Source organism: Flavobacterium sp. (assembly GCF_031381455.1).
GTDB lineage: Bacteria > Bacteroidota > Bacteroidia > Flavobacteriales > Flavobacteriaceae > Flavobacterium.
Genome location: NZ_JANMXZ010000027.1, coordinates 1 through 12,959, shown reverse-complemented (window position 1 = coordinate 12,959; position 12,959 = coordinate 1). Strand labels below are relative to the sequence as shown.

At 34.8% G+C, this 12,959-nt stretch carries 15 protein-coding genes; 5 read left to right on the top strand and 10 right to left on the bottom strand.

Annotated elements, in window-relative coordinates:
• Positions 1–1,422 (bottom strand): sodium/proton-translocating pyrophosphatase (locus RMN97_RS07445; RefSeq protein ID WP_309613891.1); only part of this gene is annotated, 1,422 nt, incomplete at its 3' end.
• A 401-nt stretch (positions 1,423–1,823) separates the two neighbouring features.
• On the opposite strand from RMN97_RS07445, the gene RMN97_RS07440 reads away from it, so the two are divergent.
• Positions 1,824–2,543: a glycosyltransferase family 2 protein gene (locus RMN97_RS07440; RefSeq protein ID WP_309613892.1), complete on the top strand. Its 720-nt coding sequence runs from the start codon at positions 1,824–1,826 to the stop codon at positions 2,541–2,543.
• Positions 2,544–2,545: 2 nt separating this feature from the next.
• Here the strand turns inward: RMN97_RS07440 and RMN97_RS07435 are convergent, their stop codons facing one another.
• The 8 genes from RMN97_RS07435 to RMN97_RS07400 all read right to left on the bottom strand — a co-directional run bounded on the left by RMN97_RS07435 (position 2,546) and on the right by RMN97_RS07400 (position 8,530).
• Positions 2,546–3,145: a DNA-3-methyladenine glycosylase 2 family protein gene (locus tag RMN97_RS07435; protein WP_309613890.1), complete on the bottom strand. Its 600-nt coding sequence runs from the start codon at positions 3,143–3,145 to the stop codon at positions 2,546–2,548.
• A gap of 1 nt (position 3,146) precedes the next feature.
• Positions 3,147–5,633, bottom strand: coding sequence for a DUF5686 family protein (locus RMN97_RS07430; RefSeq protein ID WP_309613889.1), 2,487 nt, complete (start codon positions 5,631–5,633; stop codon positions 3,147–3,149).
• A gap of 132 nt (positions 5,634–5,765) precedes the next feature.
• Positions 5,766–6,743 (bottom strand): pyruvate dehydrogenase complex E1 component subunit beta, encoded by a 978-nt coding sequence (locus tag RMN97_RS07425; RefSeq protein ID WP_309613888.1) that lies wholly within the window; start codon positions 6,741–6,743, stop codon positions 5,766–5,768.
• A 113-nt stretch (positions 6,744–6,856) separates the two neighbouring features.
• Positions 6,857–7,072, bottom strand: coding sequence for a hypothetical protein (locus RMN97_RS07420; RefSeq protein WP_309613887.1), 216 nt, complete (start codon positions 7,070–7,072; stop codon positions 6,857–6,859).
• A 28-nt stretch (positions 7,073–7,100) separates the two neighbouring features.
• The gene (locus RMN97_RS07415; RefSeq protein ID WP_309613886.1) at positions 7,101–7,442 is read right to left on the bottom strand and encodes a hypothetical protein; all 342 of its coding nucleotides are present in this window, start codon (positions 7,440–7,442) and stop codon (positions 7,101–7,103) included.
• Positions 7,443–7,463: 21 nt separating this feature from the next.
• Positions 7,464–7,865, bottom strand: coding sequence for a hypothetical protein (locus tag RMN97_RS07410; protein WP_309613885.1), 402 nt, complete (start codon positions 7,863–7,865; stop codon positions 7,464–7,466).
• A gap of 14 nt (positions 7,866–7,879) precedes the next feature.
• Entirely contained in the window at positions 7,880–8,053 is a 174-nt protein-coding gene (locus RMN97_RS07405) for a DUF6496 domain-containing protein (RefSeq protein WP_309613884.1), read from the bottom strand.
• 15 nt (positions 8,054–8,068) lie between these two features.
• Complete coding sequence (locus RMN97_RS07400) at positions 8,069–8,530, bottom strand: universal stress protein (RefSeq protein ID WP_309613883.1); 462 nt, start codon at positions 8,528–8,530, stop codon at positions 8,069–8,071.
• A 212-nt stretch (positions 8,531–8,742) separates the two neighbouring features.
• Here RMN97_RS07400 and RMN97_RS07395 point away from each other — a divergent pair, with 212 nt between their 5' ends.
• The 4 genes from RMN97_RS07395 (at position 8,743) to RMN97_RS07380 (ending at position 12,320) form a co-directional block, all read left to right on the top strand.
• A complete protein-coding gene (locus tag RMN97_RS07395; RefSeq protein WP_309613882.1) occupies positions 8,743–9,489 on the top strand; it encodes an electron transfer flavoprotein subunit beta/FixA family protein in 747 nt (248 codons plus the stop codon).
• Between the two features lie 84 nt (positions 9,490–9,573).
• The gene (locus RMN97_RS07390) at positions 9,574–10,554 is read left to right on the top strand and encodes an electron transfer flavoprotein subunit alpha/FixB family protein (protein ID WP_309613881.1); all 981 of its coding nucleotides are present in this window, start codon (positions 9,574–9,576) and stop codon (positions 10,552–10,554) included.
• Positions 10,555–10,796: 242 nt separating this feature from the next.
• On the top strand, positions 10,797–11,423 hold the full coding sequence (locus RMN97_RS07385; protein ID WP_309613880.1) for a bifunctional nuclease domain-containing protein: 627 nt from the start codon (positions 10,797–10,799) through the stop codon (positions 11,421–11,423).
• Positions 11,424–11,495: 72 nt separating this feature from the next.
• Complete coding sequence (locus RMN97_RS07380) at positions 11,496–12,320, top strand: thymidylate synthase (protein WP_309613879.1); 825 nt, start codon at positions 11,496–11,498, stop codon at positions 12,318–12,320.
• Between the two features lie 61 nt (positions 12,321–12,381).
• On the opposite strand, the gene RMN97_RS07375 is transcribed toward RMN97_RS07380, so the two are convergent.
• Positions 12,382–12,678, bottom strand: coding sequence for an isoamylase early set domain-containing protein (locus tag RMN97_RS07375; protein WP_309613878.1), 297 nt, complete (start codon positions 12,676–12,678; stop codon positions 12,382–12,384).
• Positions 12,679–12,959 lie beyond the last annotated feature (281 nt).

The following is a 12,959-nucleotide window of genomic DNA, read 5'->3' as shown; positions in this document are numbered from 1 at the left end:
ACTCATTTCAGCAATTCCACCAGCGTTATCAGATATTGGTCCGAAAGCGTCGATTGCTAACTGCATAGCTGTTGTAGCCATCATTGCAGAAGCAGCTAAAGCCACACCGTAGAAACCTGCAAAAGCATAAGAAGACCAGATAGCACCTGCAAATAAAAGTACAGTTGGGAACGTAGAAATCATACCTGTTGCCAAACCAGCAATTACATTGGTTCCTGCACCAGTTGATGATTTTTCTACGATTTTCAAAACTGGACTTGTACCTAATCCTGTATAATATTCTGTTACTGATGAAATAGCTCCTCCCACAATTAATCCAATAATTGTAGCACCAAAAACTCTTAATGAAGAAATTTCTTTTATCCCTTCACCATAGAAATTCATATTCATAGTTTCCGGCAACATGAAGTCAACCAAGAAGAAACAAGCCACTGCAGTTAAAACAATAGAAACCCAGTTTCCGATGTTTAATGCTTTTTGAACCTGTGCTTCTTTAGCGTCATCACTTGTTATTTTCACTAACATAGTTCCGATGATAGAGAATAAAATTCCGAAACCAGCGATTGCCATTGGCAATAAGATTGGACCAATTCCGCCGAAAGCATCTTCGATTTTTCCTCCCATATCTTTGATAACATAGTTACCTAAAACCATTGCAGCCAAAACTGTAGCTACGTAAGAACCAAATAAATCGGCTCCCATTCCGGCAACGTCACCAACGTTGTCACCAACGTTATCTGCAATTGTAGCAGGATTTCTTGGATCATCTTCCGGAATCCCAGCTTCAACTTTACCTACTAAGTCAGCACCAACGTCAGCAGCTTTAGTATAAATACCACCACCAACACGAGCAAACAATGCAATAGATTCAGCTCCAAGAGAGAAACCAGCTAATGTTTCAAGAACTATGGTCATGTCTTCAGTGTTTGTCCAAACACCGCCCATAAACATGTTGTATAATATAATGAAGAAACTTGTCAAACCTAAAACAGCTAACCCGGCAACTCCCAATCCCATTACAGTTCCACCACCAAAAGAAACTTTTAGTGCTTGTGGTAAACTTGTACGAGCTGCTTGTGTAGTTCTTACGTTAGTTTTTGTTGCGATTTTCATTCCCATATTTCCGGCTAAAGCTGAAAAGAAAGCCCCGAAAATAAATGCAATAACGATTAATAAATGTGTTTTTACACCTGGTAAAAACGTAATTCCAGCTAAAACAACACTCGCAATAACTACGAAAATTGCTAATAATCTGTATTCTGCTTTTAGGAAAGCTAACGCACCTTCGTAGATGTAATCTGAAATTTCTTTCATCTTTCCGTCGCCAGCGTCTTGTTTTAAAACCCAAGCTCTTTTGATTGCCATAAAAGCCAATCCAATTAACGCCATAACTATTGGCACATAAATCATGTATGATTCCATAAATATAATTTTGGTTATAAATTTTATCGGTCGCAAAAGTAACAAAACTTTAACAAATAAAAACAATATAATTAACGAATGTTTGAATAGTCAGTAAGTCCTTAATTTATGCCTTTAGGTTTAATTAATTGAAAATTCGATTATTTACTAATTAAAAGATATAACCACATAGAAACATAGAAAAAAAGACTTCCCTAGACCAATTCTTGGTTTCACATAACTATGATTTACTCTAATAAAGTGAAACGTCTTTTCAAATTTTTAAAATCTATGTTTCTATGTGTTAAAAAATAAATAAATAAAATTGTACCTGACTGGATTAATTCACAGTGATTTATTTAATTGTAAAACCATTGTCTGCTAATTCAAAAAAACTATTTTTGAGCCTATTTATCATTTCAATGGAAATTAAAAGACTTTCAATCATCATTCCGTGCTTTAATGAAGGACCAACTATTTATAAAATATTGGATAAAATAAAAGCCGTTTCACTGCTGAATAACATCGAAAAAGAAATCATCATCGTGAATGATTGCAGTACTGATACTACTATTGAAAGTGTAAATAAGTATATTGAGAATAATTCTTACTTGAACATTGTTTTTATTGCACATGATAAAAACAGAGGAAAAGGCGCAGCACTTCATACGGGAATAAAAGTGGCGAATGGAGATGTGATTGTGATTCAGGATGCCGATTTAGAATATGACCCACAAGAATTCAACATTCTTTTAAAACCAATAGTCGATGGCGTTGCCGATGTAGTTTATGGAAGCCGTTTTATGGGCGGAAATCCGCATCGCATTTTGTTCTTTTGGCACAGCATCGGAAACAAATTTTTGACCTTTTTGAGTAATATGTTTTCCAATTTGAATTTGACTGATATGGAAACTTGCTACAAAATGTTCCGTACCGATATTTTAAAATCGATAAAACTAAAGGAAAAACGATTTGGTTTTGAACCTGAAGTTACCCAAAAGGTTGCCCGAATTCCAAAAATCAGGATTTATGAAGTTGGCATAAGTTATTATGGTAGAACTTTTGAAGAAGGTAAAAAAATCAACTGGAAAGATGGTTTTCATGCCATTTACTGCGTATTGAGATACGGTCTTTTCAAGTAATTTTAAACAAAAGGCTTTCGATTTCGTTTCTCTAAGTAATGATGCCACAGCATAAAAGTCGCCATGGTTCTATAGGGTTTCCAGTTTTCTGAAAGCGCAGTCATTTCTTCTTTGGTATGAACATCAAATAATTCCTTAATCGTATTCACAACAGCAATATCGCCAAGCGGAATAATATCGGGCGATTGCATGGCAAACATCAAATACACATCGATGGTCCAATGACCAATGCCTTTAATTTTAATGAGTTCGTTTCTAACTTCATCAGCTGATTTTGAAGGAAAACTTTCCAAATCCAATTCGGACGAAACCGCTTCCGAAAGTATTTTTAGGTACCTTATTTTTTGTCGGCTAACGCCACAACTTTTCAAATGATCATCAGAACACTTTATGATTGTTTCGGGAGAAACTGTTCCTAAAAGGTTTTCTATTTTTAAAAAACAGGCTTTCGCAGAATCGATAGAAACCTGTTGTTCTAAGATTAATTTACAAAGCGTAACAAATCCAGATGGTCTTGACGGAATAAAAAAAGTGTCATATTGCTGTTGCAAACTTTTGAAAACGGGCTCTTTCTCAACCAAAAATGAAATGGCTTCCTGCATTTTAAAAATAGAATCCGAATGAACCCTTTACAGTAAAGTTATTGGTATCAGGTATGTCTCTATAGTTAGCTCTCCATGCAAAATCAAGGCGGAATACTTTGAAGATATTTCCAATTCCGGCATTGTATTCCCAATATGGTTTTTCCGGAGCTTGGTATATTAAATCAGAAGCATTGATCAATTTGTTTTCATCGCTAACTGTTCCGTAAACGCCTTTTATACCTACAATTTCTCGCAAATTTAGTTTTCTTAAACCCGGAATTCGGGCAAATATTTTTCCCTGAAAGTTGTGTTCCCATTTCAATGTTGCATACTGATCGGCTACAAATTCGTAGAAATTAAGATTACTAAAAGTATTGTCTATTATAAAAAGTGTCTGGTTACCAGGAACAACACTCATTAAGCCCAACGGAATTTGTCCAAAAGTTTTCCCAAGTTCCACAGTAACATTAGAGCGCCCAATCGGACCAATAATAATGGGCTGTTTGTAATATAACTGAATCTTTTGATAACTAAAATCGCTATTGATAAATCCTTTAAATCCTTGGCTGTAATTCACAAAAATTCTACTAAACGGTGCGTCAATATCACGTCTTTCGACACCATATCCTATTGTTTTTTTCTTGGGTGTAAGTTCAACCTGAACGTTTACTTCCGATTGCGTTACATTGCTTTTGGTACTCGTATAAGTGGCATCAGTATAATAATCTAGTGCAAATGTATCTGAAGCTGACTTTAAAGTTCGGTATGAAAAACCAAGCTGGAAGGTTATATTTTTAATAGGCTCAATCTCTGCTGCCAAAGTACTGAGATTAATGTTAGTTAATTTACCGTTAGAACCTGTCGTAAACAATCCTGAAGAAGCATAACTTCTACCTAAAACATCATTGGTTGTGGTTAAACTGGCACCAATTTGCTCTACATCGCGCCTATTTCCTCCCGAAATAATGATTCTGTTTTTCTTATCAATCATCCATTTTCCTGAAGCGCCATATTTGAATTTATTGTCTTTGAAACCATAGGCCGTATATCCTTGTATTCTCCAGAGATCATTTGGTCCAAAATAGGTTCTAACTCCGGCTCTGACTCTCCAGCCTTCTACTTCATTGTTTCCAATAGTTGAGAATATTGGTCCGTAATCCAAATGATATTTCGGGATTTCGACATAACCGCTTCCCAAAATTGAGACTAGACTATAAAGTTGTTTGAATTTCTTGACCGTTTTGAGCGTGTCAATCATGGCATAGATTTTTTTCTCGTCTTTGTTGAGATTTTCAAATCGATTTTCGTCCCAATACTCATTAGACCTGCCGTAAACCTGATTGTCTATGTAATTGACTTCTTCTTTGTAGAATTTGTCTGGTTTCTTGCCATCAAACTTAAAGTTTCTATATAAGGTTGTACGTTTTCCATAAACTCCTTTTGATTCCTCTTTCTTTCTCAAAGCAAAGTCAGACATCATATAATCTCTTGTTGGCAGAAAAACGGAATCATTCAACACTTCATATTCCTGCTCCAGATAAATATCTTTTACCCAGTTGATATTGGCACTTTTGGTAATTGCCATATTTATTTTCTTGATGGCAAAAGTGGTATCGTTAACCCAAAAATCTCCTTTAAAAGTCAATTCGTTTTTACGTCTTGGATAAAAGACAATGTTGTAGCACAATTTGTTATTAATAACTGCTGTGTCAGACAAAACGTAGTTGTAAACATCAATCCCTGTTCGTGACAACGGACTCGTAAAACTTTTGTCAAAGAAATTCAGATAGTTGTCATAAATATCAAAATCGTTATACAAATCTTTGATAAACATGTTCACGCCATCACCGCTTCCTAAACCTGAATTTTTGTTGGCCTTAAGGATTTCCCTTGACCTTTTATTTTGATTGTCTCCATACACATCGGACAATGATTCGTTGATAAAAATAGGAAGATATGTTTTCCCTGTCACTTTAGAAGTGTCGATGTTTTTGAAAACGAATTCCATGCCTTTGAAAATTTTACTTTTCATAAAAGCACTATCTATGGTGTTCATATCGAATTCTACTTTTTCGTATTTTTCATATTGATATTGCTTGAACATTTTTAGCCCATTCTTTCTTCTTCGCTCCCAAATTTTTCTAAGAATGTCTAATGCTGGATTGTTCTTTTTAGATGTTTTTCCAGCATAAATTTTGACTTCCTTCAAACTGTTTCCTTCTTTTAAGACTATTTTAAAATCGTAGCTTACCTGCTTTGTCAATTTGACTTCCTGAGTCGGAAATCCAACAAATGAAACTAATATTACGGTATACGTTTCGGGAGATTCTATATAAAACCTTCCGTCTTCATTGGAAACAACTCCTGTATTGGAGCCTTTAAAAACTAAGTTAGCGAAAGGAATTGGCAGATTAGTATTGTCAACCACAATACCGCTCACTTTGGTTTGAGCCGCTAAAAATGTGGTGAAAACAATTAAAAATAAACTAAAATAAATCTTTTTCATAGGCATAAAAAAACTTCACCAAATCAATGTCTGATGAAGTTTCAAATATAGGTATTTAGATAATTAGATTTTTAGACTTCTTAGATTTTTAGATTTTTTTCTAACCTTCTAATAATCTAACAATCTAAATGTCTATTTATAAGTAACTTTTTTTACAGCTTTTATAACATCTTCTGCATTTGGCAACCACTCTTTTAATAAGGTTGGTGAATAGGGCGCAGGTGTATCAGCCGTTGTGATTCTTTGAATTGGCGCATCCAAATAATCAAAAGCGCGATCCTGAACCATATAGGTGATTTCAGAAGCAACGCTAGCAAATGGCCATGCTTCTTCTAAAACTACTAATCTGTTTGTTTTTTTAACCGAGGTGATAATGGCATCATAATCCATTGGGCGAACCGTTCTCAAATCGATAATTTCGCAAGAGATTCCTTCCTTGGCTAATTCGTCAGCAGCAATGAATGCTTCTTTAATGATTTTACCAAAAGAAACAATCGTTACATCTGTTCCTTCTCTTTTTATATCAGCAACTCCAATTGGAATTGTATATTCTCCTTCCGGCACTTCGCCTTTGTCACCATACATTTGTTCTGATTCCATGAAAATCACAGGATCGTTATCACGAATGGCAGCTTTCAACAATCCTTTTGCATCATAAACAGTTGATGGCACCACTACTTTTAAACCTGGCGTGTTTGCAAACCAATTTTCAAAAGCTTGTGAATGTGTTGCTCCTAATTGTCCGGCTGAAGCTGTTGGGCCACGAAATACCATTGGCATTGGAAACTGTCCGGCCGACATTTGACGCATTTTGGCAGCATTGTTAATAATTTGGTCAATACCAACTAATGCGAAATTGAAAGTCATGTATTCTACAATCGGACGACAACCGTTCATTGCTGAACCAACTGCGATTCCTGCAAATCCAAGTTCTGCAATTGGAGTATCGATTACTCTTTTTGCTCCAAATTCGTCAAGCATACCTTTTGAAGCTTTGTAAGCACCGTTGTATTCTGCAACCTCTTCACCCATTAAGTAAATAGTTTCATCGCGACGCATTTCTTCACTCATTGCCTCACAAATCGCTTCTCTAAATTGTATCGTTCTCATATATAAATTTCTTTGTGTCAATTTTGGTTAGCAAAAGTAAAAAAAAGAAAACAGAATATAGAGAAAGAAAAAAGAAAAAAGAGAAATGAGAAAAGACGACGAGGAATTACCTATTATAATCCGTGATGCTGGGCAACTTCCTTATCGTAAACTGCTGCTTTTTCGCTGAATTCAATTGCAGACTTGGCGCTTTCGTTAGCTTCAAGTTCCTTTCCTCCTGCATGATATTTCATGGCTTCTAGATGTGCTTTTGCTGCTTCCTGGTGTTCCTGAGCTGCGTTTTTGTGGCTTTCTATAATTGCTAATGTTGATTCGTTGTGTGTTTCCATGATTATTCTCTGTATGTGATTATTAATTTTAAACATTATCTTCTTCTAAATTATTGTGGTTATCTCCGCCGATGCTGTAACCGTTATTTTCTTCGTCTTCACTACCTATGTCTTCTTGTTCATCATCTAATTCAGAACCTGGAATATCTAAATCATCTCCTGATTTATCCTGATTGAAGTTTTTTTCATTGAACTTCCCATCCTTTTCATTATTTGGTTTTCTTTTAGAAATATCTTCAGGATCTATTTCGGTTTCTTCCTTATCCTTATTATAAATATCTTCATTTGGCGGATAGGTTGGATAACCAGGATAGACCTTATTGGGATTTTCTGTTGTGGTGTCTTTTGATATTTTGGGTGTTGTGTTCATGATATTTTGATTTTAATTTTATTACTTTAATTTTTCCTTTTCTTTTTTTAGTTTTAGTTCTTCGATATCGGCATCCATTTTTTCTTTTTTCATTCCTACTCTTATGAAGCCAAAAAGACTCATATAAACATTAGCAATCCAAACCAAAGCAAACATTGAAATTATGTAGCCACGCCAATCATCATAGAACAACTGAAATTTTGTAATGAATAAAAAAAACAAGGTCACATAATGGCTAAAACAATATTCGCAGGTAAACAAGTAGAAAAATTTACGTTGGAACATCGTTTTACAGAATTTGGATTTATCAATACAAAACTCCCTTAATTCCTTAAAAATTTCTTCCCGAGTTACTGTCCAAGTGATACATGCAATTGGAATTGCCAAAATGAACAAATAGGACATTTGATGTGACAGTTCCATTTTATCTAATGCTATTATTTTTTAGAGTTTCTTTTTTTACTTAAACCCGCTTCGCTTAACGCTATTGCTACAGCTTGATCACGGCTTATTACTTTTCCGCCAACACCGCCTTTTCCCGATTTTAATTTACCTTCCTTAAATTCGTGCATCACTTTTTCTATTTTATCTTGCTGTTTTTTCGTCTCCATGATTAAAAATTTAAATTAGTTGTGTTCTTTTATCGGGATGATGAACATTGGTATTTTAGTTTTTGCTAAAACACTTTCTGTAACACCACCAATCACTGCTTTTTCGAGCCAATTTTTGCTATGTGAACCCATGATAATTATATTTGAGTGCAATTTTGTTGCAGTATCTAAAATCACAGAAGGAAAATCTCCTTGTTCAGCAACAACTTCAATATCAGAATCTTTTAAATGCCTTTTTATCTTTTCCAAAAAATTCTTTGAAGATTCGATTAGGCTATCTCTTTTATCAATATTGAAAAAATCATAACCATAAAAACCCATAAAAGGTGCAGAATCCATACTTGTGTAATACGATTCATCAGCAACTACATGCAACAGCGTAACTTTGGCATTCATGCTTTTAGCTAATTCAAATCCTTTTTCTGCAATTTTTTGAGCCGAAAGTCCATAATCCAATGCAATTAATACCTTTTTCATTTTGATGTTATTTAAAAGTTGAATGTTAAAATTTCATTTATAAAGATAGTCTACCATAACTTTTGAAGATTTATACAACTATTTTTTTGTGTTATAAAATTGTTACTTTACGAAATCGTTATAATAGTGAAAAATATTATGCGTGCATAGTATATAATTCGAAATATTATTCTAATTTTGTGCTTCGAATTTTCAACAAACACAATATACTTATGAAAATATTAGTTTGCATCAGTCATGTTCCTGATACTACTTCAAAAATTAATTTTGTTAATGGAGACACAGAATTTGACACGAATGGTGTTCAGTATGTAATCAATCCTAATGACGAATTTGGTCTAACAAGAGCCATTTGGTTTCAAGAACAACAAGGTGCTAATGTTACGGTTGTTAATGTTGGTGGTGCCGATTCGGAAGCTACGTTAAGAAAAGCTCTAGCCATTGGTGCTAACGAAGCAATCAGAGTAAATGCAGCTCCAACCGATGGTTTTTTTGTGGCCAAACAATTAGCCGAAGTAGCAAAATCGGGCAGTTATGATTTAATAATTTGCGGCAAAGAATCATTAGATTATAACGGCGGAATGGTTCCCGGTATGTTAGCTTCCATATTGGATTTTAACTTTGTGAATTCTTGTACAGAAATTACTGTTGATGGAACATCAGCAAAAGCTGCCAGAGAAATTGATGGTGGAAAAGAAACAATCTCAGCTTCGCTCCCATTAGTAATTGGTGGACAAAAAGGTTTGGTAGAAGAAAAAGATTTACGTATTCCAAACATGAGAGGAATCATGACAGCAAGAACTAAAGTATTAACTGTTCTTGAACCGGTAGCTGCTAACAAAAATACGAAATCGGTAAAATTTGAAAAACCAGCTCCAAAATCAGCGGTGAAATTATTCGCTTCAGATGATTTAGACGGATTAATTAACGCGTTACATAACGAAGCAAAAGTGATTTAGTATTCAGTTTACAGTAGCAGTCGGCAACCAACTTGCCCTGTTTCAAATAACCAAATAAACAAATAACCAAACAAACATAAAAACATGTCATTATTAATATACGCAGAATCAACTCCCGACGCTTCAGGAGGAAAATTTAAAAAAGTAGCTTTTGAATTGGCTTCTTATGCCAAAAAAGTAGCCGAATCTTTAGGAACAACAGTTACGGCTGTAACGGTAAATGCTGGAGATGTTTCCGAATTATCAAAATACGGAGTAGACAAAGTATTGAAAGTAACTAACGATAAATTGAACAATTTCAATGCAAAAGCTTTCGCTGATGTTGTTAAACAAGCAGCACAAAAAGAAGGAGCCAAAGTAATTTTATTATCTTCTACAACCGACAGTTTATACATGGCACCTCTAGTTGCGATTGGTTTAGATGCCGGATTTGCTTCAAATGTGGTTGGATTGCCCTTGAGTACATCGCCATTTCAAGTAAAAAGAAGTGCTTTTTCAAACAAAGCTTTTAACATCACTGAAATCAATACAGATATTAAAGTTTTAAGCCTTTCAAAAAACTCTTATGGTGTTTTTGAAAGTGCTTCATCTGCAACCGAAGAAGGTTTTTCACCAAGTTTAAGCGATGCTGATTTTAATGTAAAAGTAGAATCAGTAGAAAAAACAACCGGAAAAGTAACCATTGCCGATGCTGATGTTGTAGTTTCTGGTGGTCGTGGTTTAAAAGGTCCGGAAAACTGGGGAATTCTGGAAGATTTAGCTTCAGTACTTGGAGCAGCAACTGCATGTTCAAAACCAGTTTCTGATTTGGGCTGGCGTCCACATAGTGAACACGTTGGCCAAACCGGAAAACCTGTAGCTTCCAATTTATATGTTGCGGTTGGAATTTCGGGTGCTATTCAACACATAGCCGGAATCAACTCTTCTAAAGTGAAAGTGGTAATCAATACTGATGCTGATGCGCCATTTTTTAAAGTTGCCGATTACGGAATCGTTGGTGATGCATTGGAAATTCTTCCAAGATTGACACAAAAATTAAAAGAATTTAAAGCACAAAACATTTGATATTAAGAGGAGGACTGCCAGTGGCAGTCAGGTATCAAATAGTTCGATAAAAAGATAAAAATAACTTATTAATTCAAAAAAAGTGCTGCCGAAAAATAAAATTTTCGGCGGCTCTTTTTTTATACTTTCGTTTCTAGAAGCGAAAACTTTTTGTTACTTTGCATTCCGAACTTTCGGAACACTTAATAGACAATGAATAAAAGTCTTGATACGTAATACTCAAGTCTTGATACTTACAAATAATGAGTTTAGTAAAACTAACCATAAAAGGAATTTCCTATAGTCAAACGCAGAATGGTGCGTATGCCTTGATTTTAAATGAAGTAGATGGCGAACGGAAATTACCCATTGTAATTGGTGCCTTTGAAGCACAATCAATTGCAATTGCTCTCGAAAAAGAAATCAAACCTCCACGTCCACTGACTCATGATTTGTTCAAAAGTTTTGCTGACCGATTCGATATTGTGGTAAAACAGGTAATCATTCACAAACTGGTTGATGGTGTTTTCTACTCCAGCATTATTTGCGAAAGAGACAAAATTGAAGAAATTATTGATGCCCGAACTTCGGATGCTATTGCTTTAGCGTTGCGGTTTTCGGCACCAATCTTTACCTATAAAAACATATTGGACAAAGCCGGGATTTATTTGAATAATCCAACAGAATTAGAAAACCAAAATCCAGATGATGAAGGTGTACTTTCGACACCAGAAACTTTTGGATTAGACAGCGAAGGCAATGCCTCAACGGATATATATAAAAGCATGAGTCTTTCTGAATTGCACGAAGCGTTGGAAAAAGCAGTTCAAAACGAAGACTACGAAAAAGCAGCGAAGATTAGAGACGAGATTTCAAAACGAGAAAGTTAATTCGGTTATGTGGTTATTTGGTTATTTGTATTTCGAATAACCAAATCCACAAATAACCAAATCCACATAAAAATGAAGCAGTACCACGATTTAGTGCAACACGTTTTGGGAAACGGTTGTCAAAAAGGAGACAGAACAGGAACGGGAACCAAAAGTGTTTTTGGCTACCAAATGCGTTTTGATTTAAGTGAAGGTTTCCCGATAGTAACGACGAAAAAACTGCATTTAAAATCGATTATTTATGAATTACTTTGGTTCTTAAAAGGCGATACCAATATTGGCTATCTTCAGGAAAATGGTGTTAAAATTTGGGATGAATGGGCAGACGAAAATGGGGATTTAGGTCCGGTTTACGGTCATCAATGGCGCAATTGGAACAGTGAAGAAATTGACCAAATCACCGAATTGATTGATACGTTGAAGAAAAACCCAAACAGTCGACGCATGTTGGTTTCCGCATGGAATCCTTTAGTTCTTCCTGATACTTCAAAATCATTTGCTGAAAATGTAGCCAACGGAAAAGCCGCTTTGCCACCGTGTCACGCTTTCTTTCAGTTTTATGTAGCCGACGGAAAACTATCTTGTCAATTGTACCAACGAAGTGCTGATATTTTTCTTGGTGTTCCTTTTAACATTGCTTCTTATGCATTGTTTACCATGATGATTGCGCAGGTTTGCGACTTGCAGGTCGGTGAATTCATTCACACTTTTGGCGATGCACACATCTATAATAATCATTTTGAACAAGTGGAATTGCAATTGTCACGTGAGCCAAGAGCTTTACCTAAAATGATACTGAATCCAGAAGTGAAGAATATCTTTGATTTTAAGTTTGAGGATTTTACTTTAGAAGGCTACGAACCTCATCCTCATATTAAAGGCATTGTGGCTGTTTAAAACAAAAAATCCGTCTCGATAAAATCGAAACGGATTTTTAACCAATAAACCTAAACCAAAATTATAGTGCTAACACACTATTTTCTGCACCAGCAAATTCGTTATAAGCATAACTATCTGCTTCTGGATCGTTAACATAAGCACCATCAACTAAATATTTGAATTCAAAAGAATTGTCTTTTGGTAAATCAAAAGTTGCTTTGAAAGTTCCAGTTTTTAATTTTGACAATTCACCTTCTGCTGGATTCCAATTATTGAAATCTCCAACTACTGAAGCTTCATTTGCTTCTTTTGCTTCTACCGAAAATGTAACTTTACAAACCGGTTTCGTTTTTACAAATTGCTTTTTTATTGACATAAACATTTCATTTTTAGAATTATATATAAAAGTAAGCCTATTTTTCAAACATCCAATAAGTAGATTGAAGTTTTGTGAGTATAGCAAAAACAGTCTTAATTTTCAAATGAATTCTTAAATAATAATGAATAAAATTTTCACATTCTAAACTTGAAACATTTCCTCTTTAATAATCTTGACTTAAAACATTAGTGTTTCAAAATAAATTTTATCTTTATAATCAAAATTTCGTCTTATGGAAAAAGAACAACAGGAATTATATGAATATGCCAGAAGAAGGA